Raw genomic sequence first — 24,517 nt, 5'->3', positions numbered from 1 at the left:
TTTAAAACCATAAACTTATGAGAAAAATTCTATTTATTGTCACAATAATTGTAGCTTGCTCGCTTGCTGCACAGGGTGAGAAGCACGAAGATGGTTACAAGCATCTTGAAAGCAAGATAGAGGCATTGAGCGACAGTCACAACAAGCTGAAACGCGATATGGAGGAGGCATCACGTGATGTGAAACGTAGCCAAGAAAAAATCGACAACTTAAAGCAGCAAAACCAAGCATTGCAGCTCGAGGTTGATAGCCTGAAGGCGCTCACTGGCGACCTGGCCAGTGAGCAAAAGAGCAACAATGCAATGCTAAACGGAAAAATAAGCGAGACCAATAAAAATCTCGTTTCGAGTCAAGATGCAATCAACAACCGCACATTGTGGGGAGTTGTGGTCACATTGCTGGTCATTATTTCTCTCTTTGCAGTGGCGTGGATTATCTTGAGACGCGTGAAGAGTGGAAAGCTCTCGATGGAGAACACTATCGACAACGTGCGCAAGACCCAAGAAAAACTGCAAAGCGCACAAGAGAAACTGCAAGAAGACTCAATCAAGCTCGACAACGAGTTGCTGCAAATTGCCGACAAACAACTGAGTGTAGCCTCGGCCAAAGGCAACGCCAAAGCTGAACCCGACCACTCCTTGGTCATAAAGCTGGCTCAGGAAATCGCACGCATTGAAACCAACTTGTCGAAGATGGATAAATCGGTGAGAGGATACAAACAGCTTGTACAGGCCAAAGACAGAATGATAAACAATGTGAAAGCCTATGGCTATGAAATCATCAGCCTGATTGGGCAAGACTACAACGACGGCATGCAATTCCAAACGCGGTTTGTCCCCGACGAGAGTTTGCCCGAAGGAAAACGAGTGATTACCGGCATGATAAAGATGCAAGTGAACTACAATGGCAAGATGATACAGCCAGCCGAAATCGTAGTGAGTCAAAACATTTAAAAGAAACATATACTATGGCAAGAATTAAAATCGATTATGGCATTGACCTGGGTACAACCAACTCGGCTATTGCAAGAATGGAAAACGGAGAGTCGGTCATCAAGCAGACCAAGAATCTAATGGACACACTCCCCTCGTGCGTATACTTCTCAAAGAACAAGAAAGGCGACCGCTCGATACGCATCGGAATGAAGGCAAAAGACTCGGTCTACAGCGATGCCATCACTGCCCTAAGCAAGGGGGTGCCACCCAAAGAATATGGCTACTTGGAGTTTAAACGCGAAATGGGCTCTGACAAGAAGTATTCTAACGAGAACATGCCCAAACCCGACTATTCGCCCGAGGAGCTTTCGGCCGAGGTGTTGAAAGAATTGAAAAGCCTCATCAACGACGAGACCGTAAACTCGATAGTGATCACAGTGCCTGCCATGTTTACAGCCATCCAAAAAGACGCCACAATGAAAGCCGCTCACATGGCAGGCTTCAAGCAATGCGAACTGCTGCAAGAGCCCATCGCTGCCTGCATGGCCTATGGGTTGTCGAGCGAAAAGAAAGACGGCAAGTGGCTTGTGTTTGACTTTGGTGGCGGCACATTTGACGCAGCCCTGGTGAAGGTGGAAGACGGCATTCTCACCGTGTTTGACACCGAAGGCGACAACTACCTTGGCGGAAAAAATCTTGACGAAGCGGTAGTAACCAAAATATTACTGCCACGACTGGAGGAAGATTACAGCCTCGACAGCTACAAGACGACCGAATGGAAGAAAAGAGCGCTGATGGACGCATTGAAAGGCCCGGCCGAAGAAATGCGCATCGCATTGTCGTTTGCCGACAGTACCGACTACTCCACCTACGATCGCAACCTGAACCTGGGGCAAGACGACAATGGAGAGGAAATCGACCTCGAAATCACGGTTACCAAGGCCGAACTCATCGACGCCATAGGCGAGCAATACCAAAAAGCCGTCGACTTGTGCAAAACGTTGCTAAAGCGAAACGGAATGACTGGCGACAACCTGTCGTCGCTCATCCTTGTGGGCGGTCCTACCTACTCTCCCATCATTCGCGACATGCTCAAGAAAGAGGTGACACCCAACGTGGACACCAGCATCAACCCAATGACGGCTGTTGCTCGTGGTGCAGCCCTCTATGCCTCTACCATCGATGCCAATTTCAATGAGGACGACATCAAGAAAGAAGCCAAAAACGATGTTGTATTCTTGACAGTGGGATTTGAGTCGACATCGGTAGAAGAATCTGAATGGGTGAGTGTGAGCATCGATCCAAAGAAGACCGGACAAAATTGCCCAGCAGAGTTGTCGATCGAGCTGCAACGCGCCGACGGAGCGTGGCGCAGCGACCGGACAACAGTCGATGCTAATGGAAATGTGATCGAAGCCTTCCTGCTCGAAGGCAAACCCAACACTTTCAAGATCAAGGCCTATGACCAGCAGGGCAATGCTGTGGAAACCTTCCCTGCCGAGTTCACAATCATACAAGGTGTAAAGGTGGGAGCGGCACCGCTACCCTACAACATAGGCATTGAAATTTACAGCGAGCAGAAAAAGCGAGGCGTGTTTCTTCCTGCCAAGGGATTGGAGAAGAACAAACCGCTGCCTGCAGTGGGCGTTGTAAACGGCCGCAAAACAACCCAAGCTTTACGCCCGGGTGTCCCAGCCGATGTTCTCTCGATACCCGTATATCAAGTCTCGGGTCTGGAGGCCGAAGGGAAGACTGCTGCTCTGTACACGCAAATTTCAAGTGTGACTGTGACAGGCGACGATGTGGAGCAACTCATCCCCGAGAACTCAAGTGCCGAGATCACGCTCAAGGTAGACTCTTCGGAGATGATGACCATGGAGGTGTATTTTCCGGATGCCGATTTCACGGTGAAGAAAGAGCTTGACTTGAGCAAGCGAGAGTCGGCCGAAGATGCCATTGCGTGGGTAAACAAGGAGCTCGCTCCGGCCCAACGCAGCATCAACACATTGGCCGAATCGGGCATCCCCGTAGACGAACTGAACAAGCATCTCGACGACGTGAGAGAACTGGCTTCAAATGGAAACGACCCCATGAGAACGCAATCTAACTTGAAGGAGCTGCTGCGCAAGATCGAGGAGCTTGAAGACAGCACCGAGTGGCAACGCATGGAGAAGACGCTGCGTGAAGAGTTTGACCGTCTCGAGTCGGCCCAACATGACCTGGGCAACGAGAAAACTGGTCAACTGGTCAATCAAATTCGCACGCAAGTAGACAACGTCATCCGCGCTCAAGACACAAAGCTTGCGCATGAAGTGCTCGAACAAATCACCTCACTCTTTGTGCACTTGACTATGGTGTATCAATGCATGGGCCTCATCAACGACTGCCACAGACGATTTGGATCAATACGCTGGAAAGACTCGTCACGTGCCCGACAGCTCATCAACAATGGATTAGAAAAAATCAACGACCAGCCATCGGCCGAAACGCTCCTTCCCATCGTGCGCGAGTTAATCAACTTGATGCCCAACGAAGAGGCCCAGAATGCAGGAGGCCTGCTGAAATAGCGATCGCATCAAGCCATTGATTGCATGAATGTTTCATTTTTACATTGACACAACATTGAAACTTGAGATATGCATTTCAAGAAGAACGATAAAATAGATTCATTCACAGTAGTATTCCCGCATAAGCAGGGTGCCTATGCCGAGACCTACCGTGTGCGAGATGCCGATGGCAAAACTCGTTTTCTGAAGCTCATAAACAACTCAAAGCTCAACCGCAATCAGATTGACGATGAGGGAAGAGTGGTAGAGGTAGAGGCTACCAAGCAATTGAAACATCACAACCTGTGTCGCTATATCGACTCAGGAAGCATGATAATGGGCGGCAGCCAGTATACATGGATTGTGACTGAATTTGTGAGCGGAGAGACGCTGTCTCAACGCATCATCAGAGATGGCAACTTCAGTGTTTATGAGATTAAGACCATTGCAAAATCGGTATTGTCGGCATTGTTATTTCTGCACTCTTTGCCAGTGCCCATCATTCACAATGAGGTTACAATTCAGAACGTGCTGTTGAATCTTGTGGGTGACTTGCAAGACTTGAAACTCATTGACTTTGGCAAAGCCCGATTCTTGAACCAAAGACCAGCCAAGCCAAACTTGGAAGACCTGAACCCCTTCTATCTTGCCCCCGAAAGATTTTCGGGGGTGAGCTCGGTCCAGACTGATTTATATTCAGTTGGAGTGATGATGTATCAATTGCTCTATGGCGAACTGCCATGGTTTATAGACATCGACAAAAGCCACAATCAAGACGACATCGACAGCATATTGTCGGAACGTGACAAAGAACTTGAGCTCAACGACCTCGACAAGTACGAGCTTGATGACCAACTGAAAAATACGATTGCTAAAGCGCTGAGCTACGATGCCGAAGACCGCTTCCAGACAGCCGATGAATTTATAAAAGCCATCGACGGAGAAATAAAAGTTGACAAACAGTCAACCAAGCGGAAAATTATGTCGCAGCAGGACTCGTCAAAGGCAACTATCGCTAAACCCACCAAGAGGGAGGGAGAGGGATTTGCAGCCATCGCCGGCATGGACAACTTGAAACGCCAAATGATGGAAGAAATCATTGAGCCCTTGAATAATCCCGAGGAATATCGGCGCTATGGCGTAACGATACCCAACGGCATGCTGCTTTATGGCCCACCGGGATGTGGCAAAACATTCTTTGCTAAACATTTTGCCGAGGAAGTAGGCTTTAACTTCATCTGCATCACCCCCGCCACATTGAAAAGCCGCTATGTAAATGCTACACAGGAAAATATCGCTCAGCTATTTAAAGATGCCGAGGAAAATGCACCCACCATCATCTTTATCGACGAGATCAACGAGCTTGTTCCTGATCGACACAGCGATGTGCATGAGATGTCGCGAAGTGCTGTAAATGAAATGTTGGCTCAGATGGACAGGACAGGCGAGAAAGGAGTGTTTGTCGTCGGGGCAACCAACTACCCCGATATGATAGACCCTGCAATACTCAGGTCAGGACGGCTGGAAAACAAGTACTACGTTGGTGTGCCCGACAAGAGTGCCCGCGAAGCCCTCTTCAAGCTGTATTTGTCTAAACGCCCCTACGATTTCGGCTTAGATTACAGCCATCTTGCCGACCTGACGGCAAACTATGTATCGGCCGACATAAGCAAAATAGTGAACGATGCTGCACGCAAAGCGCTTAAAAATCACAGCCGAATTACAATGCAAATTCTGGAAGAAGAAATTGAGCAGACGACTCCGTCTCTAACTGCTTCAGAATTAGAAAAATATGATAAAATGAGACAACAAATGGAAGGTAAAACTCCAGTGGAGAGAAGACCTCGCATTGGCTTTGAATAAAACAGTAAAATCATGAATACAAAAGAATTATATCTAAAAACTATCTTCTGCTGTATTGCCTGCGATGGCGATATTGCAAACGAAGAAGTAGAACTGATACGTAATATGGCATCAACAAGCAACACATTTGATGACCTTGAAGTAGAAGAACTCCTCAATGAGTGGATTGCCGAAATCAACGAGAATGGTGCAAGGTTCCTTCAGTCCTACCTTAGCGATTTGGGCGAGGCAAAACTTTCCAACCAGGAACAATTGATGATAGCAGACTTGGCGATACAGTCGATCGAAGCCGACAATCGCATTGAGTATTCCGAAGTGAAATTTTTCAAGAAAATACGCTCGCGTCTCTCCATAGGCGACGAAGCAATACTAAAAGAGCATCCCGACAAAGAGGACCTGCTGTTGCCCGACATACAGACAAACGACAAACTCGATTGGGATACTGATACGCACTTCGCAAAAATTTCATTAAAAGAAATAAAAAAATTTGATTAAGTAACTCGAATCCACATGGATGTAGCCTCAATATTTTTTAAGAAAGACAGAGGTAGGAGCGAAAAGCCGGTTAAACTTCAAACAAGTTTTCATTATAGTTGCTATATTCATATGCGCAATAAGTATCACTGCCATTGAAAAAAATGGGTGGGGGATGAAAGATTTAGAGGCGGAAGTGAGCGAGATTCCGATTTTTTTGTTAATTTTGTGAATTAATTGGAGTAAAATGGCTTCGGAACTGCAAGATACTCTGGATCGCATCATCAACAAAAGCAACATTTTGATTGAGAAATACCGCGTGCTCAGTGGTGAGAAGGAGGAACTTGAGGTGAAGCTTGAGCTTGTGGAGGAGGACAACGAGCGGCTGCGCAAGGAGAATGAGGCCTTGCGGCAGGACAACGAGTACATGAAGATGGCCCGCGCCGTTGCTCCCGACCCCGAGAAAGCGGCTCAGGTGAGAAGCATGATCTCCACATTGGTGCGGGATATTGACCGTTGCATCAATCAGCTGAACGAATGATGCTATATGGCAACGACTGACGATAAACTGAACATAACGATACGACTCGCCGATGTAAAGCCCTTGTCGCTGAGCATCGACCGCGACGAGGAGCCACGCTACCGCGAGGCCGAGAAACTTGTGAACACGTTGTGGAACAAGTGGATGCTGCGATTTCGCAACACGAGCTCGTCGGAAGAGGTGATGGCGAGGGTGGCCTTCCAGTTTGCACGGCTCTATGCGCAAGTGTACCGGGAGAACATGGCCACGAGCGAATATCTGGCCGACTTTGAGAAGAAACTCGACGACATTGTCATCAAGATATGACTTCTCACCCCACGGGCCGAGGCCACAGGCTCCCTGCAAGCGAGCGGGGCGGGCCACGTCCCAGGGGGATATCAGGAGGTTGAAAGAAAAGAGAGAAAGAAAGGTTCCTGCACCACTTGACCACGACTTGGAGTTACGACCAAGGCGCGAGCAAGGAGGTGCATTTTGTTTATATATATTAAAAAATTAATTTTATTACATCTAAATGGATATAGTGATTTACATAGTGATTGCAGTCGTTGCCCTGGCCGCTGGCGCGGGCATTGCCCTGGCTGTGACGAGAAAGAACGCAAAATCGGCCGCCAACTCCATCCTGGAGAAAGCCAAACTCGAGGCCGAGGTGCTGAAGAACAACGAAGTGATAAAAGGCAAGGAGCAGGGGCTGCAAATCAAGAGCGAGGCCGAAAAACAGGCCAACGCCCGCCTGGCCAAGGTGCAGGCCAGCGAGGCCAAGCAGAAGCAGCGCGAGATACAGCTCAACCAGCAGCAAGGCGAGCTGCAGCGCAAAAAGAACGAGAACGAAGAGCAGAAGCGCGCTCTCGAAAACCAAAATGCCCTGCTCGACGACCGCCGCAAGGAGATAGACAAGATGGAGAAGAGCGTGCGCGACACGCTCGAGCACGTGAGCGGCCTCTCGGCCGAAGAAGCCAAGAAGAAGCTCATCGAGTCGCTCAAGGACGAGGCCAAGACGGCTGCCGCCAGCTACATCAACGACATCATGGACGATGCCAAGCTCACGGCCAACAAGGAGGCCAAGAAAATCGTGGTTGAGACGATACAGCGCGTGGCCACCGAGACGGCCATCGAGAATGCCGTGACCGTGTTTCACATCGACAACGACGACATCAAGGGCCGCATCATAGGCCGCGAGGGGCGCAACATCAGGGCCCTGGAGGCTGCCACTGGCGTTGAGGTGATCGTCGACGACACGCCCGAGGCCATCGTGCTCTCGGGCTTCGACCCCGTGCGCCGCGAGATTGCCCGCCTGGCCCTGCACCAGCTGGTGGCCGACGGCCGCATCCACCCGGCCCGCATCGAGGAGGTTGTGGCCAAGGTGAAGAAGCAGGTAGAGGACGAAATCATCGAGACGGGCAAGCGCACCGCCATCGATATGGGCATCCACGGCCTGCACCCCGAGCTGATACGCCTCATAGGCAAGATGAAATACCGCTCGAGCTATGGGCAGAACCTGCTGCAGCACTCGCGCGAGACGGCCAACCTGTGCGCCATCATGGCCAGCGAGCTGGGCTTGAACCCCAAGAAGGCACGCCGCGCCGGCCTGCTGCACGACATAGGCAAGGTGCCCGACGACGAGCCCGAGCTGCCACACGCAATACTGGGCATGAAGCTGGCCGAGAAATACAAGGAGAAGCCCGACATATGCAACGCCATAGGCGCTCACCACGACGAGCAGGAGGCAACAAGCATGTATGCCCCCATCGTGCAAGTGTGCGACGCCATTTCGGGTGCACGTCCCGGTGCACGTCGCGAGGTGGTTGAAGCCTACATCAAGCGCCTCAACGACCTTGAGCACCTGGCCCTGAGCTACCCCGGCGTGATCAAGACCTATGCCATACAGGCCGGCCGTGAGCTGCGCGTGATTGTGGGCGCCGACAAGATAAGCGATGCCGAGACCGAGAAACTGAGCAACGAGATAGCACAAAAGATACAAGACGAGATGACCTATCCAGGACAAGTGAGAATCACCGTGATACGTGAGACACGTGCCGTGAGCTTCGCTAAATAAAAAATGGGTATTGACTACAACTATCATTTTTGAACCACTGGATAAGGAACATGACAAAAGAAACTGACAGACAACAAGCGTTGCAACACGGCATCGAGGGCAAGGCAGCGACTGCCAAGGGGCAAGAATCGAAGTGCCTCACGTGCAGCCACTGCTCGTGCGAGAGCTGCTATGGCGACGCCCGTTGCAACTTGCAATGCACCAACTACCTGGCCGACATACCTGGCGAGGACAGCAAATACGACATCGTGGAGGTGCATTTCAAGAACACGCGCAAGGGCTTCTACCGCAACAGCGCTCACCTGCCGCTCAAGGTGGGCGACATGGTGGCCGTGGAGGCCAACCCCGGCCACGACATTGGGCGCGTGTCGATGATGGGGCGCCTTGTGAAATTGCAGATGAAGAAGGCCAACTTGAGGCCCGACTATGAGATACTGCGTGTATTCCGCGTGGCCAAACCTGCCGACCTCGAGCGCTTTGAGGCAGCCAAGGCCAAGGAAAACGACACGATGATACGCTCGCGCAAGATTGCCGCCGACCTCAAGCTAAAGATGAAGATAGGCGATGTCGAGTACCAGGGCGACGGTAACAAGGCCATATTCTACTATATCGCCGACGAGCGCGTCGACTTTCGCCAGCTCATCAAGGTGCTGGCCGACGTGTTCAAGATACGCGTCGAGATGAAGCAGATAGGGGCACGCCAGGAGGCTGGCCGCATAGGCGGCATCGGGCCCTGCGGGCGCCCGCTGTGCTGTGCCAGCTGGATGACCAACTTTGTGTCGGTCGCTACCAGTGCAGCACGCTACCAAGACATCTCGCTCAACCCCCAGAAGCTGGCTGGCCAGTGCGCCAAGCTCAAGTGCTGCATCAACTTTGAGGTCGACGGCTATGTCGAGGCCTCCAGGAAAATGCCACCCAAAGACGCCCGGCTGGAAACCAAGGACAACACCTACTACCAGTTTAAGGCCGACCTGTTTAAGCGCGAGATCACCTACTCGACCGACAAGTCGACACCAGCCAACCTGGTGACCATCAAGGCCGACCGCGCCTTTGAGGTGATAGCCCTCAACAAGAACGGCGTCAAGCCCGAGCAACTCAACCCCGAAGGCGAGGCACAGAAGGCCGAGCGCAAGGCCTTTGGCGACATCCTGGGCCAGGATGCCATCAACCGCTTCGACAAAAAGAAAAAGCCGAAAGGCAAAGGCGCAGGCAAGGGCGCCAAAGAGGCCAAGGGCAAAGCTGGTGGCCGGCAAAGCGCCGGCAAGGGCAGCGGCAAGCCTGGCAAGGAGGGCAGCGGCAAGCCCGGCAAGGAGGGCAACAGCAAGCCCCAGCAACATGCAGGCAGCAAGCCCCAGCAGCAAGGCGAGAAACGCCCTGGGCAACAACACCGGTGGCAGCGCAACAACGACCGCAAGCCCAAGGGCAACGTCCCCAAAGAAAACAACAACAGCAGCAACAACAACAATGCTCCCAAAGCCAACCAGGAAAACAAAGAATGATTGTGGGCCCTGGGCAGGAGTGCTGCTCGTCGCTATCGCAATAGTAGTAGTATGCTTAGGTGGTTGCTCACCCGAGCATACTTCTTATAGCGACTTCCGTGACCTGCCCGACCACGGGTGGGCAACCGGCGCTCCCATCTATTTCACACCGCAATGCGGCGACTCAACAGGCACCTACGACGTGACCCTTGCCGTGCGCAACACCGACATGTACAAGTATGACAAGCTCATACTCACTGTCGACATTATCGACACCTGCGGCAAGGTGATGAGAAACCGTGTTGAATACACCATCACCGACCGATATGGCAATTTCCAGGGAAGCGGCTTCGGGGTCTACTACCAGAGCAGCGCCTTGATAGCACGCCGAGTGAGGCCCTGGCAGATGAAGCGCATAGTGGCCTGGCCAGGCATGAAAGATTGCCCGGTGATTGCAGGCCTTAGCAACATAGGAATCATTGTCACTCCATCTAAATAAAAAAAAGAACAACACATGTCTAACACACACACCGAGCATTTTGTGCCTGCTGGCTGGGAGCAGGAGATAGCATCGCGCATCGACGCCATTGCACAAGCACTGACACACATGGGGGCCGATGCTGCCTTGCTTGCCGACAACATCGACCTCTACTACACGAGCGGGCGGGTGTTTAATGGCTTCACCTACATCACCGCCCAGGGGCAGGTGCACTACTATGTGCGACGGCCCCTGGGCTACGAGAACGAGCCCTGCGTGACCTATGTGCACAAGCCCGAGCTCATACCTGGTCACCTCGAGCGGTTGCCGCACAAGTTGGCCATGATGGCCGACACCATGCCACAAGCACAATGGGCACGGTTGAGGCGTGCGTTTGACAGCGCCGAGGCAGTAGACGGCAGCGCGGCAATGCGACAGCTGCGCGCGGTGAAGTCGGGCATGGAGCAGCAACTGCTGCGAGAGAGCGCCCGCCGCCACGTGAGTGTGTACAAGCAGGTGCCCACACTCTACCGCAGCGGCATGACCGACCTTGAGCTGGAAATAGAAATTGAGCGCCAGGCCAGGCTGGCAGGTAGTACAGGCCTCGTGCGATGCCACGGCGATGCCATGGAGATGTTTATGGGCAGTCTGCTCGCGGGCGACAATGCCGACGAGCCCAGCCCCTACGACTTTGCCATGGGAGGAGCCGGCATCAATCTGTCGCAACCTGTGGGAGCCAACGGCTCCATCATCAAGCTACACACCACCATCATGGTCGACATGGGCATGAACTATGGCGGCTACATGACCGACATGACCCGCACCTATGCAGTGGGCAATGTGCCCGACATCGCCAAGAAGGCTCACCAGCTGTCGGTCGACATCAACCACCGGCTGGCCCGTGAGGGGCGCCACGGCGTGGAAGCACGCGAGCTCTATGCCACTGCCCTTGAGATGACCCAAGAGGCCGGGCTGGCCGACTACTTCATGGGGCACAGGCAGCATGCCGGCTTTGTGGGCCATGGCATAGGCCTGGAGACCAACGAAGCCCCCGTGCTTGCCCCTCGCAGCCGCGACGTGCTGCACACCGGGCAAGTCATTGCCATCGAGCCAAAATATGTGTTGCCAGGAATAGGCGCTGTGGGCATCGAGAACACCTACATTGTGCAGCCACACTGCCTGGAGTGCATCACCACGATGCCCGAGGAGCTGCACGAGATGGGGAAGCCCTATTGAGGTGGCATGGGCACTTGCAAGTGCCCAAAGCATCATTTCTCCTTAAAAGTCACACAGCGATTGTAAATGTAATTGGCAAGCGTGTAGAATACCATGGCCACGAGCATGGTGATATTCTGCCCTGCCTTGGGTATCCAGCTCAATGTGAAATGCTTCATGTCGAAGCCCTCGAGCATGATGACACTCACGATCGACTGCAACCCGTAGCACAACAAGAATCCCACGACAAACAGCACCGCCTCGCGCTTGATGTCGCTCTTGGCCTTGAACACCCAGGTGCGATTCCAGATGAAGCTGTTGACCACGCCCAGAACATAGCCCACCGCATTGCTCAGCATGTAGGGCACACCCAGCAGCGAGTTTAATACAAAAAAGGCAATCCAGGTAATAAAAGTGTTGCTAAGGCCTATCACACCATACTTAAGGAGCTGGATGAAGGTTTTATGAGTTTCGGCTTTATCTATTTTCATGTGACGCTGAGATAATTGTGTGACTTTTGTTTTCAATTTTTCAATATCGGGAAGCTCCAGTTGTGCTTAACAGCAAGAAAACGCAGAACGATAATAAACAGGCCGCATGCAACCTGCTGCACTGTTGCCGACGCGCCCGCCATCAAGCACCCCCAGTAGACCAAGCCCCCCGCGATGCACGCTGTGGCATATATCTCCTTGCGGAACACAAGAGGCTCCTCGTTGATAAAGATGTCGCGCAGCACGCCGCCAAAGGCGCCCGTGATCGTGCCCATGATGATGGCCACCCACATGGGGAAGCCCATGAGCAAAGTCTTGTAGATGCCCACATCGACAAAGAGACCCAACCCTATGGCATCGAAGATGTAGAAAGTGCCCTCGATGCGCACCAGGTATTTTTTCAGCACAATCACCATCACAAGCCCCACAATGGTGGCGATGGCATACCACGGGTCGAGCATCCAGAAAGGATTGCACTTCAAGAAAACATCTCGTATAGTGCCGCCGCCTATGGCTGTGACAAATCCTATGGTATAGGCTCCAAACCAGTCAAACTTCTTGACGGCAGCAAGTCTCACGCCACTTATTGCATAAAACAGGGTCGCCAAGATCTCGAGAAAGTATTCAAAGGTACCCATCATCTGCTGTATGTCGGTCTGTGCATCCATTTGGCAAATGCAAATGTAACGATTTTTCACTAAATTATCTTAACACCACATAAAATTAATGCTGAAAAAAAAGACAGCACGCTGTCACAAACTGCTGGCCGCCGAACACAGATCGGGAAATTTTGTTTACATTTGTACAAAGCACACAGTGGTCGGGAGCGCAGAGCGCACAACAACAGTGTGATAATAATCGCAAGCGGCTGCAAGCAGCTTGTGACGAGGCACCCACCTCTCCCCCATTGCCGATGCAAAGCAAAAAACAAACTCCAAATATACTCAAGAGGCAATGAAACATATTTCAGACATAGCAAAAATGGTGGCAGTGGCAGTATTGTTGCTCACCACTTGCAGCCTTGCACAAGCCGCCTATATCTACCGTGGCAACAGCACCTACTCGAGCGATATTCTCTACACCTACGACGGGCGCTACCTCTACCGCGGGCGCAGCACCTACTCGAGCGACATCCTCTACACCTACTACAGGGGGCATGTGTATCACGGGCGCAGCACCTACTCGAGCGACATCGTGTGCACTTGGGACCTGCGCTACGTGTACCGTGGCAACAGCACCTACTCAAGCGACATCGTGTGCACTTGGGACGGGCGCTACCTCTACCGCGGGCGCAGCACCTACTCAAGTGACATCGTTTACACCTACTGCAACGGGCATGTGTACCAAGGGCGCAGCACCTACTCGAGCGACATCGTGTGCACGACCGACGGGCACATCCCCATACCACTGCTCATGCTCATCATGTAGCGCCCCCAGGGCTCAGTAAGGCTTGCGGTACTTGCCCTCGGTGCTGTCGTCGATTATACTCAGATAGCTGGCATAGCGCGACTGGGCAATGCGGTGGTCGCTCACTGCCTCGAGCACGGCACAGCCAGGCTCATGGGTGTGGGTGCAATTGTTGTATCTGCACTGCGACGACATTTTGAAAATTTCGGGAAAATAGTGGGCCACTTCTCCCTTCTCAAAGTCGATGGTACCAAAGCCCTTCACGCCAGGGGTGTCGATGATGGCACCGCCGGCAGGCAGGTCAAGCATCTCGCTGAAGGTGGTGGTGTGCATGCCCGTGTGGTGCACATCGCTTATCGTGCCCACCCTGAGCCTTGCGCCAGGCACCAGCTTGTTGATGATCGAGCTCTTTCCCACGCCGCTGTTCCCGCTCAAGAGCGACATTTTGCCTGTGAGAGCCCGGGCAAGCTCCTGCAAGCCCTCACCAGTGACGGTCGACATCTTTATCACATCGTAGCCAATCGAGGCATACAAGTAGGCCACGGCCTCAAGCAGGGCACGGCTGTCGTCATCAACGAGCAAATCAATCTTGTTGATGGCAATAAGTGTATCTACATTGTAGGCCTCGGCTGTGGCCAGGAAACGGTCGATAAAGGTGGTGCTGGTCTCTGGATTGACCAGCGTCACGACAAGCACAGCCAAGTCAAGGTTGGCTGCAAGAATCTGGAACTCCTTGGAAAGGTTGCTTGCACGCCTAATGATGTAGTTCTTGCGCTCATCTATTTTTGTAATAAAAGCCGTATTGTCGGGGCGGCGGTCGATCTCAACATGATCACCCACCGCCACAGGATTGGTACACCTAAAGCCCTTGAGCCGGAACGTGCCCTTGATTTTGCAGGGTATTTCCTCGCCCGATGCAGTGCGAACGATATACCAGCTACCGGTATTTTTTACTATCAGCCCTTTCACGCAGGCAAAGTTACAAAAAGATAACTTATACAGGTACACATGAGTTATATTTTTAAGACTGTATTGCACGGTGAAAGAGTCGTAAGAGGGAAAAAGCACCCTGGCAAATCTCTCTCCCGTCCGACGTCATACCGCGAATACGGAATCATGTCGTTTCTCGCGCGCGCGTGCGCGCGCAAGGGAAACCGGCTTATTTCTCGCGCGCGCACGCGCGCGAGAAATTGAAAAACAAAATAATGATTTTCTGCAACACATTAGTAATCAAAATATTATGCTTCGCTATTTAACTTTATTTAACGCGCATCTTTGTTCAAAGCAAGGTTGATTTTATAGAAAATTTACAAAAAAGTTTGTTTTTTGATATCATTTAGTCTAACTTTGCGACGTTTAAAGAAACAAAGTGTTTTATAAATTAATTAATTGGAATTATGAACGTAGAAACTATTGGACTTTGGGCCGGTGCCGTGTGGAAAGCATTGGATGCTGCCGAGGGCACGCTTGACGTAAAGGGTCTTAAGAAGGCCACAAAGCTTAAAGAAAAAGAAGTTTACGCAGCTATCGGCTGGCTTGCCCGTGAAGGCAAAGTGAATGTGAACGAGGCTGCGAAGGATGTTGATGTAACTCTTGTTTAACGCAATCAACAATCTAAAGAAAACATCAAGTTAATTTTGTTGTTAAAGTTTACAAAAGGCAGCAAGCCACAATGGCCTGCTGCCTTTTTTATTTCTTGTAATCAAAAAAAACACAGATAACTCTTCTACCAACACAGCATGTTGCAGAGCACAGTTCCTAACAACGAGTAGAAAAAGGGATAACGTGTTTCCTCATAACTTGCCGCCCATGACGCGGTAGAGCTGCAAGGTGTTGTAGAAATCCTTGATTTGCTCCTTGGAGAGAATTTTCACATGATTGAAACCTCGGTCGCCTATATAGGTCACGCGTGCCCACGAGCAATGGGCCAAGGCATAGACCAGGTCCTTGTCACGACTCGAAAGGCAGATGTCAAAATTTTCCCAGTAGCGATTGTAGGCGTCGGAACCCTTTTTCACAGCACTTGGAGTGAAATAATAGTCGAAACCGTCGATCACAAATTTCAGTTTCTCGATGCCAAGCGGGTCGTCGGCATAGTACTGCGCCCGCAGCCGCAAAGACTGAGGACGCCTGTTTTTCACATCAAAATAAAAGAACAGGGCATTGGTGTCATTGCCCAACGTCACATCCTTGGGCACATATCGCGTTTCTCCGTCCAGGTCGGTGCTGTTGAATGAAGAGATGAGCTGCTCACGCGACTCCTTCACCGGCTCGTCTTTCCATGTCAAACGCGTGGGGAAGAGACTTGAGTAGTCAGGCAACGTGTAGTCGATAGCCAGCAATGAGTCGAGATGGGCCTTTTCGCGGGCATCGGCAGCCCGTTGCTCGGCCGACTTCTGTGGCACATAGCGGTGGCCATTGTACTTGTACTGTTTCTTGTCGCTGTTGTTCTTCTTGGTGCGCTCCCCTGTTGCTGCGCGCTCAGGATGCAAGCGCCTCACAGGCATGCGCAGCCACTCGTCCATGCCATCGTCAACGTTGTCGGCACCGGCAGCCACGCCCCTGGCCTGCCCCACGACACGGCAGGGGGCAGCCATCAAAGCCATGACCGACACTAAAATGCATAATTTCCTCATTATAAAATGATAACTTCCTTACAGACTGCAAATTTACTCATTATTATCGAGTTATCAAAACACGACTCCACAAATTATGGAATGGATAATTGCCATTTACATCAACAAAATGTAACTTTGTAAACCAAAAATGCGTTAACTATCATCAACAATGACAAAAATTGGAACCATCGGGACCGAAATAGGTACCAAAGCATTGCTGCTTGGCAGCGGAGAGCTGGGTAAAGAAGTGTGCATCGAGCTCCAACGCCTGGGAGTGGAAGTAGTGGCATGCGACCGCTATGCCGGAGCACCGGCCATGCATGTGGCCGAAAAAAGCCGCGTGCTCAACATGCTCGACGGCACTGCCCTGCGTCAAGTAATCGAAGAAGAGAAACCCGACCACATCATTCCCGAGGTCGAGGCCATCGCAACCCCCACGCTTGTAGAGCTGGAAAAAGAAGGCTACAATGTGACACCCACAGCCTATGCCACCTTGCTCACCATGAACCGTGAGGGCATACGTCGTCTGGCAGCCGAGAAACTTGGCGTGAAAACATCACCCTACAAGTTTGCTTCAACCGAGGAGGAATTTCGCGAGGCTGTGAAATCGATAGGCATTCCTTGTGTGGTGAAGCCCATCATGAGCTCATCGGGACATGGCCAAAGCACCATCAAGAGCCAGGCCGACATCGACAAGGCTTGGCACATTTCCCAAGAAGGCGGCCGTGCCGGCGCCGGACGCGTGATTGTAGAGGGCTTTGTCGACTTCGACTACGAGATAACCATGCTCACGGTGCGCAACGTGGCAGGCACCCAGTTTTGCCAGCCTGTGGGACACATCCAGGTCGACGGCGACTACCGCTACTCATGGCAGCCTCAACACATGAGCGACAGTGCGCTGAGCCAAGCACATGAGATAGCCCGCAAAGTAACCGATGCATTGGGCGGCTACGGTATATTTGGCGTGGAAATGTTTGTCAAGGGAGACGATGTCATCTTCAGCGAGGTTTCGCCACGCCCGCACGACACCGGCATGGTCACCATGATTTCACAAGACATGAGCGAGTTTGCATTGCATGCTCGCGCACTGATGGGGCTGCCGGTACCCGAAATCAAGTTCTACGGTCCATCGGCAAGCAAAGCCATCGTCGTAGAGGGCGATACCAATCGATTAGAAATAGGCGATGTCGACAAGGCACTTGAGGAACCTGGAGTGCAGATACGCATTTTCGGCAAGCCCGAAATCTCGGGGCACCGCCGCATGGGGGTGATTCTGGCCACCGCCAGCGATGTCGAGCAGGCAAAGCAGAAATGCGACCGAGCCTATTCCAAACTCACCATCAAGGTGCTGCCTCGCCGATAAGCACCACCAGTTTAGGGCACTCGATCGACCAACAATGAATTAAGGAATGACCTGCCGCTGCAAGTCATTCCTTAATTCTCATGTCAATATATTAAGGCAACACGAGGCACTGTCGTGCCGGCATGGCTCAACCCAGGAGCATGCGGCTCGGTCACTGGTTCACCACCTGCCACAGAGCCTCGGCTATCCTGTCAAATTTGTCTTTGTTCAGCAAGTTTTGTATGTAGTACTCGGGGATACCGTCCAACCCGAATTTAGCCCCCATCACAGCACAGGCCGGGGCTGCATTGGTGTCGGCATCGCCACCCTCGTTGACCACTGCCATGAGCCCGCGGTCGAAATACTCGACATGGAAGTAGCACCACAGCACCACCGAGAGGCACTTGAGCGTGTAACCGCTGCCGCCAAGCACACCAAGCTGCAGATCGGCAATATCGAGATGCGTGGCCAGTTTCACATAGTCGACAATGCGCTTATCATATTTTCGGGCAATAGAAATGATGTCGTCCTTGGTCAAGGCCTTGTTGTGCCACACAAGACTGTTGATAATCTCGCTCGTGATCACGCACGAGCCCACACAACGCGGGTCGTAGTGAGTGACACGGCAAGCAGTCTCGGCATTGGCCTTCACGTTGTCCTTGAGAAGGCCTATCACGGCGGTGCGCATCAGGCCGCCATTGGGGGCGTTGACACGTCCGCCCTCCTCCCACGTTTCGCGAGCAATGGTAGATGGATGGTCGAGGAAACCATTGCTATAGACGATGCGCGAAGTGAGGTTGCCAATGTCGTGGGCACGGGGACTGTCGGCCCAGTCAAGAAACTTGCGGGCGATTGTCTTCTCGTTGACTTGACCGCCATCTTCGATGATGGCCTTGGCAATGCAAAGCATCATGTCTGTGTCGTCGCTCCAATCACCCTTGGCAATCTTCGACGAGTGGTAACCCTTGATTTGGTCGTAACGAGTGAGCCCGTCGGGATAAGCCCTCTGGACTTCTTCTTTACTCATAAACTCGGTGCCCACACCCAGGGCATCGCCTATGGCCTGGCCATAGATCGTGGCCATAAACCGGTTTTTCACTTCTTTTGACTCCATAATTGTACGAATGCAAATTTACTATCACAAATATTGGCAAAAAAAAATGACAATTCCAATTATTATACAGCAAAAAATGTGAATTCGTAGGCAAAAAAATGTTTCATAATCTGAAGCGACCATCATCACAGAGGGAAAAAGGCCCATCCGCATTGTTAAATAACACTATATTGCAAGTCGATTGCAACAACAGCCACAAAAAATTCTTACTTTTGCGTCACGACTTAATAAACAAAACAGACAAATGAAGAAAATTGCAACCACACTATCGGTCACGCTTGCGGCGCTAAGCGCCGTGGCTGGCAACTATACGATTACAGTGAACTTTGCCGATGCCTCGCTCAACGGGCAGAAGGCCTACATTACGAACTATGACACCGGCATCGACGTCGATTCTACTGTTGTGAAAGGCAAGAGGGCAATCTTCAGAGGCACAGTCGACAACTCCTACTTTGCTCGCATCTCGGCAGGAGGCCGCAAGTGCGGTCTCATCGTTGAAGACGGCAATATTGTCGTCGACTGGCAAAACGGCATTGCAACCGGCACAGCCCTGAATGTCAAGTTGAACAAATGGGACGAAGCAACCAAAAACATCGAGACCGAAGAGCAATATGCTGCAGCCTGTCACCACCTCTACGAGGAAAACCGCGACAATGGCATAGGCCCCTGGGCTTTCTACAACTATATCATGGAAAAGGACTTTGCGCTTGAGCAGCTCGACTCGGCCATGGCAACGGTGCCGGCAAGCTACAAGAGCATGACGCGCTTCAAGAAAGCCATCGACAATGCAAAGGCGGCCAATGCAACAGCCGAAGGCAAGATGTTTACCGACTTCACGGTAAAAGGCGAGGATGGCAAAGAGTACAAGCTGAGCGACTATGTGGGTAAAGGCTCCTACACGCTTGTAGACTTCTGGGCAAGCTGGTGCGGTCCCTGCCGCAGGGAGATACCAAAAATCAAGCAATACTACAACCAGTACAACGGCAAGGGCATGAACTTCCTGGGAGTAGCTGTGTGGGACAAGCCTGCCGACACACACAAGGCCGTCGCGGCCATGCAAATTCCCTGGCCCGTGATCATTGGCACCCACAAGCTCACCGAGCCTACCGACATCTATGGCATCAACGGGATACCGCACATCATCATCTTCGACCCACAGGGCAAGGTGGTGTCGCGCGGGCTGCAAGGCGAGGCCCTCAAGGCCAAAGTTGAAGAGCTCATGAAATAAACCCACAGGTTGCCCATGGGGGCAACAGCAACAAAATGAGGCGACGGCTGGAACACGCTATTCTGTTCCAGCCGTCGCCGTCATAATTAAGGGGAAAAAATTATATCACTTCGACTCCATCTTTACTTCACAATCGACTTGTAGAGAATCGACTGAATGTGACTGCGTGCACTCACTCTTGTGAAGGCGGGATTGTTGCGAGTGGGGTTCACCCGGTTGCTCAAGAAGATGTAGATCATGTCGTTTTTGGGGTCAACCCAGAAGCACGTGCCAGTGAAACCTGTGTGACCATAGACCTCGGCCGGAGCCTCGTCGCAGGTGCTCGAAGCCCGCAGGTTGTCGGGCTGGGGCTTGTCAAATCCCAAACCGCGATGCGACTTGGTGCTTTTCTCGGTCGTAAAGGTTTCGACGGTAGACGCCTTCAAGAATCGCTGCCCGCCATAGGTGCCACCGTTGAGCCACATCTGCAACAGCTTGCACAGGTCGTTGGCATTGGAGAAGAGGCCAGCGTTGCCCTGCACACCGCCCGAGAATGCTGCCAGCTCGTCGTGCACATAGCCGTGCACGTGCTGGTGACGCAAGAAGGGGTCATACTCGGTATAGGCAATCTGCGAGCCCGCGAACCTGCTCAACGGGCGATACAGGGTGTGATAGGCACCCAACGGTGCAAAGAAATTGTTTTCTACAAAATAGTTGAGCGGCATGCCCGACATGTTTTGCACGGCATTGCCCAGCAGGGCAAAGTTCAAGTCGCTGTACACATATCGCTTCTCGTGCAGCTGCTGGTGATAGATGCGATTCATGATTGAGTCGTAAGTCACCTGGCCGCCCCACAAGCCTGCAGCAATGGGCCAGTTGAACTTGTCGGTTTTTACCGTCGAGAGAATGTCGGTGCGCAGCTTGGCAAACTTGTTGCCATAGGCATTGTTCATAAACTTGATGGTGTTGTACTGGTTGGGCGTGGACGTGAAGAGCGGCCCGGTATAGGTCTTAGGGTCAAACATCATGTACCACATGCTCAGCTCGGGTGGCAGGCCCGACTCGTGATAGAGCATCTCGCGGAAGGTGATGTCTTTCTCGTCGGTGTTGCGCATGCCGGGAATGACAGTGCTCACCTTGTCGTCGAGCTGGAACTTGCCCTCATCGTAGCATTTCATCACTCCGCTCAATGTACCTGTAGCCTTAGATACCGAAGCCAGGCCAAAGAGGGTATTCTCGGTGACGGGAATACCGCTGTCGTAGTCAATCTCACCGTAGGCGCGGTTAAACACGATTTTGCCATGGCGGGCCACCACGACCTCGCAGCCCGAGAAAGCATGCTGTTGCACACCGTAGCGGCACACCGAGTCGACAAGGGCCGTGAGGCTGGGCTTGAAGCCCACCTCGGCAGGTATAGTATAGCCCAGGCGGCAAGCATCATACTTGATGCCGGTGCCTGCCTTGAGGCCGCCATCGGGCTTGCCAGTCTTCACATTGACGGGGAGCAGCCCACGGGCGGCATTGCCGCCAAAGATAGTCTGGGCCAGGTAGTCCTCGCTCACTGTAGAGTTATCGTAGGCCAGCACAGCTGCGCTCACATAGCTGTCGTCGAGCAAGGCACCCACCTCGTCGAGGCGCTGCGGGTCGCTCATGACAGCCACAATCACCTTGTGAAGATGGTCGGCAAAGTGGCTGGCAAGATAGCGTGCAGCAGCAACATAGTCGCTGCTGGCCACCGAGAGGATAAGCACATTGGAGCCCGATGCCTTAACCTGATCGGCAAGGGCCTTGATATCGCCACCAAGGTTGAAGTTGAATGGCGTGCACTGGGCATAATTGGCACAACGGCGCTGGAACATCGACTGCAAGTCGTTTTCATTGCCCATCGTGACCACAGCAATGCGACGGTTCTGCAGGCCCTTGACCGGCAGGATGCTTTGTGCATCGCGCACCACGGTGATACTGGCTGCAGCGAGCTGGCGCTTCAACACAGCGGCACACGGGTCGTTAACGTCGGCCACAATATTGTCGATGTCGACCTTAGGCTGGTTGTACAAGCCCAGGGCATACTTGAAGCGCAACATTTTCTTGCAACGCTCGTCGATGAGCTTCTGCTTGAGCTTGCCGCTTGCTATCGCAGCCTTGATGGCTGCAAGCTGGCCAGGCACCTCGTCGGGCATGAGCAGCACGTCGTTGCCGGCAAGCAGAGCGCCCACACACACGCTGCCACCAACGGCTTTGGCCCCCTCCATGCCGAGAGCATCGGTGAAAATGAGGCCGTCGAAGCCCATTTTCTTCTGCAGCAAGTCGGTCACATAACGAGGCGACATGGTGCCAGGCTTGCGCTCGCGGCTTATTGCAGGAATATAGAGATGAGCGGTGAGCATGCCACCCAAGCCGGCATCGATATAGCGCTTGAATGGGACAAAATCAAAGAGTTCGAGTTCCTTGAGCGATTTGTCAACTGTTGGCAAAGTCTTGTGTGAATCGGCCGTTGTTGAGCCGTGGCCAGGGAAATGCTTGCCCACCGAGAGGATGCCGCCATCTTCAAGGCCGCGGGCAAAGGCAATGCCATGGCGCGACACCAACTCGGGGTCGGAGCCATAGGAACGCGCACCCACCACGGTGCCCGGCCGGTCGATAACGTCAAGCACCGGGGCAAAGTCAACATTCACCCCCAGTCGCTTGAGCTCGCGTGCAACCTCCCGGCCATAGTTGTAGAACATGGCATCGTCGCTTATTGCACCCAAATAAAGATTGCGGGGAAACTTGGGCGCATCCTCCAGGCGCATCGAGGGGCCCCACTCGGCGTCGAGGGTGATGAGCAACGGCACCTTGGCCAGCGACTGGGCATAGTTGGTGATCTTGGCCTGCGACACGATGTCGCTCTCGTTGAAAATGAGGCCTCCCACACGGAACTCACTCACCAGTTTCTTCACAGTCTCGCTGGCAACGGTGTTGCGAGGGTCGACCGCCATGACAAAGAGCTGCGTAATGCGCTCGTCGGGGGTCATGGCGTTGAATTGCTTGTCGACCCATGCGTTCATCGCACGCTTGTCGACCTTGTTGAAAATCGCCGGTTGGCGCTTGGCGCTGGCTGCAGTCGTGACTGCGAGCAGCGCCACAAGAATCAAGAGAAATTTCTTTGAAATTGTCATTATCAATAGTTATTATTGTTTAGTTATCTCTGCCGAAAGCGCGGCTCGTCGCTTGCATCGATGGTCTTGCCCTGCTGGCTCAGGCTTTTCACATAGTCGAGCATGTGGCGGCCATAGCGCTGGTCATCCTTGTAAAGGACCTTGCCGTTTTTCAACGACGTCATGTAGTCGCCGCCATTGTAAAGGAAATCGATGGTGGCCAGCAAGTAGCGGGCTGCAGGTTTCACAGTCTTGCCATTGATGCGAGCCGAGACGATGTTGCAATTCTTGTCGTAGATCACCTTCACGTTGCGGCTCACCACATCGCCGCCACGATAGGCCATCGTCTTGAACGCATCGAGCAAGTCCTGACCCGAGACCTCAAGCACCATGAAGCGGTTGTCGAACGGGAACATCGATTGAAGCAGACCCTCGGTGACAGTGCCCTTAGGCATGTCGAGACGTATGCCGCCCTTGTTCATGATACACAAGTCCACTTTCTTGCCGCCCTTGTAGAGTTTTGCAATGACGGCATCGACGGCATCGGCAAGCCAGTTTTGCGCTGCCCAGCTGCTATTGGGCATGTAGCGGGCCGACGTGGCCACAGGATTGTTCTCGAGCGAGTCGACACCAGCCTTGTAGCGGGCGAGCCAGGACTGGAATGCCGGGTAAGCCTGGGCTGCGCGGTCCCAAGTGTTGTCGACAGTGATGTGGCTGTAGGTCACCTTGCCGGTTTCAAGGTCGAGATCGTACTTGCCCACCAGCTTTCCCGACTTGCCATTTTGCCCGATTACGACAATTTTGCCGTCGGCATTGTGCACAAGCGACTGCTTAGAGCCTGGAGCAATGACGCTGTGGGAGTGGCCGCCAATGATAAAATCGATATAATGACTCGTTGCAGCCACGATTGAGTCGTTGGGCTCGGAGGGCTCCATCGAGTCGTAACCGATGTGTGAAATCATGACCACATAGTCTACCTTCTGCACCTGCTTGAGATATCGTGCCGTGGCATCGGCAACCTGCATGGGTTCAAGAAAGCGCAGGCCATTGTAGTGGCCCTGTGAAACCATGCCTGCGGGGTTGACATTGATGCCGAAGAAAGCTACACGCTTGTCGCCATAGGCCCTCACGCTGTAGGGCACAAACCCCTTGAGCGGCGATGCGCTCAAGTCGTAGTTGGCACTGAGCTTGACAGCCTTCACGTGGTTGTAGTAGTGAGCCAGCGAGTCGATGCCGTTGTCGAGCTCGTGATTGCCCATGATGATCATGTCGTAGCCCAGACTGTCGATGGCCGCATACTCTACTGCACCGCCATAGAGCGAGAAATAGTTGGTACCCTGCACGGCATCGCCGGCATGCACCACGAGCACGTTTTTATGAGCACGGCGCTCATTGTCATATATAGCACGACGACGCAAGATACCCCCCTTGCCGTCGGCTGCAGGGTCTATCTGGCTGTGTGTGTCGTTGACTGCAAGCACCACAAGGTGCTCGGCTTGCATGAGCGGCAGCGTGGCTACCAGCATGAGGCATGCACCGATGATTTTCTTGAGACTCTTCATAAAATGTCGAGAATATGGTTTTTAAAAATAAGTAAAATTTTACGAAAGTAATAATT

At 52.6% G+C, this 24,517-nt stretch carries 21 protein-coding genes; 14 read left to right on the top strand and 7 right to left on the bottom strand.

Annotated elements, in window-relative coordinates; all coding sequences use genetic code 11:
- Positions 1–17 precede the first annotated feature (17 nt).
- The 10 genes from GF423_RS12715 (at position 18) to GF423_RS12670 (ending at position 11,604) form a co-directional block, all read left to right on the top strand.
- Complete coding sequence (locus GF423_RS12715) at positions 18–953, top strand: coiled-coil domain-containing protein (protein ID WP_206113554.1); 936 nt, start codon at positions 18–20, stop codon at positions 951–953.
- A 14-nt stretch (positions 954–967) separates the two neighbouring features.
- Positions 968–3,502, top strand: a complete 2,535-nt coding sequence (locus GF423_RS12710; protein ID WP_154328714.1) for an Hsp70 family protein — start codon at positions 968–970, stop codon at positions 3,500–3,502.
- Between the two features lie 69 nt (positions 3,503–3,571).
- On the top strand, positions 3,572–5,344 hold the full coding sequence (locus GF423_RS12705; protein WP_154328713.1) for an AAA family ATPase: 1,773 nt from the start codon (positions 3,572–3,574) through the stop codon (positions 5,342–5,344).
- A gap of 12 nt (positions 5,345–5,356) precedes the next feature.
- The gene (locus tag GF423_RS12700; protein WP_154328712.1) at positions 5,357–5,839 is read left to right on the top strand and encodes a tellurite resistance TerB family protein; all 483 of its coding nucleotides are present in this window, start codon (positions 5,357–5,359) and stop codon (positions 5,837–5,839) included.
- A gap of 226 nt (positions 5,840–6,065) precedes the next feature.
- Entirely contained in the window at positions 6,066–6,359 is a 294-nt protein-coding gene (locus tag GF423_RS12695; protein WP_154328711.1) for a hypothetical protein, read from the top strand.
- A 6-nt stretch (positions 6,360–6,365) separates the two neighbouring features.
- The gene (locus tag GF423_RS12690; RefSeq protein WP_154328710.1) at positions 6,366–6,665 is read left to right on the top strand and encodes a cell division protein ZapA; all 300 of its coding nucleotides are present in this window, start codon (positions 6,366–6,368) and stop codon (positions 6,663–6,665) included.
- A gap of 205 nt (positions 6,666–6,870) precedes the next feature.
- Complete coding sequence (rny, locus tag GF423_RS12685) at positions 6,871–8,412, top strand: ribonuclease Y (RefSeq protein WP_154328709.1); 1,542 nt, start codon at positions 6,871–6,873, stop codon at positions 8,410–8,412.
- A gap of 50 nt (positions 8,413–8,462) precedes the next feature.
- A complete protein-coding gene (locus tag GF423_RS12680; RefSeq protein ID WP_154328708.1) occupies positions 8,463–9,911 on the top strand; it encodes a PSP1 domain-containing protein in 1,449 nt (482 codons plus the stop codon).
- Complete coding sequence (locus GF423_RS12675) at positions 9,877–10,389, top strand: gliding motility lipoprotein GldH (RefSeq protein WP_154328707.1); 513 nt, start codon at positions 9,877–9,879, stop codon at positions 10,387–10,389. The genes GF423_RS12680 and GF423_RS12675 overlap by 35 nt, the downstream gene beginning before the upstream one ends.
- 15 nt (positions 10,390–10,404) lie before the next feature.
- The gene (locus GF423_RS12670; protein ID WP_154328706.1) at positions 10,405–11,604 is read left to right on the top strand and encodes a M24 family metallopeptidase; all 1,200 of its coding nucleotides are present in this window, start codon (positions 10,405–10,407) and stop codon (positions 11,602–11,604) included.
- Between the two features lie 32 nt (positions 11,605–11,636).
- On the opposite strand, the gene GF423_RS12665 is transcribed toward GF423_RS12670, so the two are convergent.
- Entirely contained in the window at positions 11,637–12,074 is a 438-nt protein-coding gene (locus tag GF423_RS12665) for a GtrA family protein (protein WP_154328705.1), read from the bottom strand.
- A gap of 32 nt (positions 12,075–12,106) precedes the next feature.
- A complete protein-coding gene (locus tag GF423_RS12660) occupies positions 12,107–12,712 on the bottom strand; it encodes a trimeric intracellular cation channel family protein (RefSeq protein WP_154329061.1) in 606 nt (201 codons plus the stop codon).
- A gap of 316 nt (positions 12,713–13,028) precedes the next feature.
- Between GF423_RS12660 and GF423_RS12655 the strand changes: the two genes are divergently transcribed.
- On the top strand, positions 13,029–13,502 hold the full coding sequence (locus GF423_RS12655; RefSeq protein ID WP_235911658.1) for a 6-fold beta flower protein: 474 nt from the start codon (positions 13,029–13,031) through the stop codon (positions 13,500–13,502).
- A 12-nt stretch (positions 13,503–13,514) separates the two neighbouring features.
- Here the strand turns inward: GF423_RS12655 and rsgA are convergent, their stop codons facing one another.
- Positions 13,515–14,450 carry a ribosome small subunit-dependent GTPase A gene (rsgA, locus tag GF423_RS12650; protein WP_154328704.1) on the bottom strand — a complete coding sequence of 312 codons (936 nt, stop codon included), beginning with the start codon at positions 14,448–14,450 and terminating at the stop codon, positions 13,515–13,517.
- A gap of 428 nt (positions 14,451–14,878) precedes the next feature.
- Here rsgA and GF423_RS12645 point away from each other — a divergent pair, with 428 nt between their 5' ends.
- Positions 14,879–15,082, top strand: coding sequence for a winged helix-turn-helix domain-containing protein (locus tag GF423_RS12645; protein WP_154328703.1), 204 nt, complete (start codon positions 14,879–14,881; stop codon positions 15,080–15,082).
- 192 nt (positions 15,083–15,274) lie between these two features.
- Here GF423_RS12645 and GF423_RS12640 read toward each other — a convergent pair whose 3' ends face one another.
- On the bottom strand, positions 15,275–16,117 hold the full coding sequence (locus tag GF423_RS12640) for a hypothetical protein (protein ID WP_154328702.1): 843 nt from the start codon (positions 16,115–16,117) through the stop codon (positions 15,275–15,277).
- Positions 16,118–16,268: 151 nt separating this feature from the next.
- Between GF423_RS12640 and purT the strand changes: the two genes are divergently transcribed.
- Positions 16,269–17,462 carry a formate-dependent phosphoribosylglycinamide formyltransferase gene (gene purT / locus GF423_RS12635; RefSeq protein ID WP_154328701.1) on the top strand — a complete coding sequence of 398 codons (1,194 nt, stop codon included), beginning with the start codon at positions 16,269–16,271 and terminating at the stop codon, positions 17,460–17,462.
- Positions 17,463–17,613: 151 nt separating this feature from the next.
- Here purT and GF423_RS12630 read toward each other — a convergent pair whose 3' ends face one another.
- Positions 17,614–18,555 (bottom strand): ADP-ribosylglycohydrolase family protein, encoded by a 942-nt coding sequence (locus tag GF423_RS12630; protein ID WP_235911660.1) that lies wholly within the window; start codon positions 18,553–18,555, stop codon positions 17,614–17,616.
- A 244-nt stretch (positions 18,556–18,799) separates the two neighbouring features.
- On the opposite strand from GF423_RS12630, the gene GF423_RS14290 reads away from it, so the two are divergent.
- Positions 18,800–19,783 (top strand): redoxin domain-containing protein, encoded by a 984-nt coding sequence (locus GF423_RS14290; protein WP_154328700.1) that lies wholly within the window; start codon positions 18,800–18,802, stop codon positions 19,781–19,783.
- 122 nt (positions 19,784–19,905) lie between these two features.
- Here the strand turns inward: GF423_RS14290 and GF423_RS12620 are convergent, their stop codons facing one another.
- Both GF423_RS12620 and GF423_RS12615 read right to left on the bottom strand, forming a co-directional pair.
- Entirely contained in the window at positions 19,906–22,920 is a 3,015-nt protein-coding gene (locus GF423_RS12620; RefSeq protein ID WP_154328699.1) for a serine hydrolase domain-containing protein, read from the bottom strand.
- Positions 22,921–22,943: 23 nt separating this feature from the next.
- On the bottom strand, positions 22,944–24,461 hold the full coding sequence (locus tag GF423_RS12615) for a bifunctional metallophosphatase/5'-nucleotidase (RefSeq protein ID WP_154328698.1): 1,518 nt from the start codon (positions 24,459–24,461) through the stop codon (positions 22,944–22,946).
- Positions 24,462–24,517: the final 56 nt, after the last annotated feature.

The sequence above is a fragment of the Sodaliphilus pleomorphus genome (assembly GCF_009676955.1).
Taxonomy (GTDB): domain Bacteria; phylum Bacteroidota; class Bacteroidia; order Bacteroidales; family Muribaculaceae; genus Sodaliphilus; species Sodaliphilus pleomorphus.
Note: the sequence above shows the minus strand (reverse complement) of the source record. Positions and strands in the feature narration are given on the sequence as shown.